We start from the raw sequence: 932 nt of genomic DNA, 5'->3' as shown, positions 1-932 counted from the left end.
GCCCGAGCCGCCGCTGCCCGAGCCGCCGCTGCCCGAGCCGCCGCTGCCCGAGCCGCTGCCGCCCGCGTCGCTGTCGCCGGGGCTGCTGTCGTCCGAACCGGAGCCTCCGGAGCCGCTGCCGCCGGACCCGGTGCCCCCGGAACCGCTGTTCCCGGAGTCGCTTTCCCCGGAGTCGCTGTCGTCCGATCCGCCGCTGCTCCCGGAGTCGTCCGACCCGCCGGATCGGCGCCGGTCGTCGGAGTCGCCCGACCCGTCGGAGTTGTCGGAGCTGCCGGACCCGCCGTCGCGACCGTCCTCCGACCCGCTGGACGAGTCGCCGCCGGCCCCGGTGGACCCTGACCCGGCGGTGGACTCGTCGGCCCCGGCCCCGGCCCCGGCCCCGTCGCGGCCGTCGCGCTCGCGATCCCCGCCTACCGAGCTGTCGGAGCCCGACCCGGACCCGCCGGAGCCCGTCCCGGCCCCGGCCCCGGAGGACCCGCCCGACCCGGCGCACACCTCGCCGTCGGCCCCCAGCTCCAGGTCCGGACGCGGCGCACCGGCGGCGTCCTGCCCGGAGCTCACCGACGGCGTCGCGGCCCCCCCGGGTTCCACCCCCACCAGCTCCCCGGCAGGGCCCAGCGCCAGCAGGACGACCGTGACCCCCTTGGCCAGCAGGGACGTGAGCAGCTGCTCGAGCTCGTCGGCGGTCATCGCCCACTCCAAGGTTCGGTCACGTCAGTCGTCCACGTCGGGGGTGTCGGTGGTGATGGGGGTATCGGCGGTGACCAGCCAGTGGCCTGCCGCGTCGAACTGCAGGACCACGCGGGTGCGCCAGCGCCGGACCTCGGGGGCCGCGCCGGGCCCGGCCGTCGTCGTGCGGACGGTCGCGACGAGCGCGGTGCGCCCGCGGGCCCAGTCGGTGGCGCCCTCGTCGAGGTCCTCGACCTCGGCGG

At 78.4% G+C, this 932-nt stretch carries 2 protein-coding genes; both read right to left on the bottom strand.

The annotated features are described in order from the left end of the window. Positions 1–690 (bottom strand): hypothetical protein (locus GTW08_RS09670; RefSeq protein ID WP_202416867.1); only part of this gene is annotated, 690 nt, incomplete at its 3' end. Between the two features lie 24 nt (positions 691–714). Beyond that, on the bottom strand, positions 715–932 hold a 218-nt coding region (locus GTW08_RS09665), incomplete at its 5' end, for a hypothetical protein (protein WP_161151791.1).

The sequence above is a fragment of the Pseudonocardia sp. SID8383 genome (genome assembly GCF_009864975.1).
Classification (GTDB): domain Bacteria; phylum Actinomycetota; class Actinomycetes; order Mycobacteriales; family Pseudonocardiaceae; genus Pseudonocardia; species Pseudonocardia alni.
Note: the sequence above shows the minus strand (reverse complement) of the source record. Positions and strands in the feature narration are given on the sequence as shown.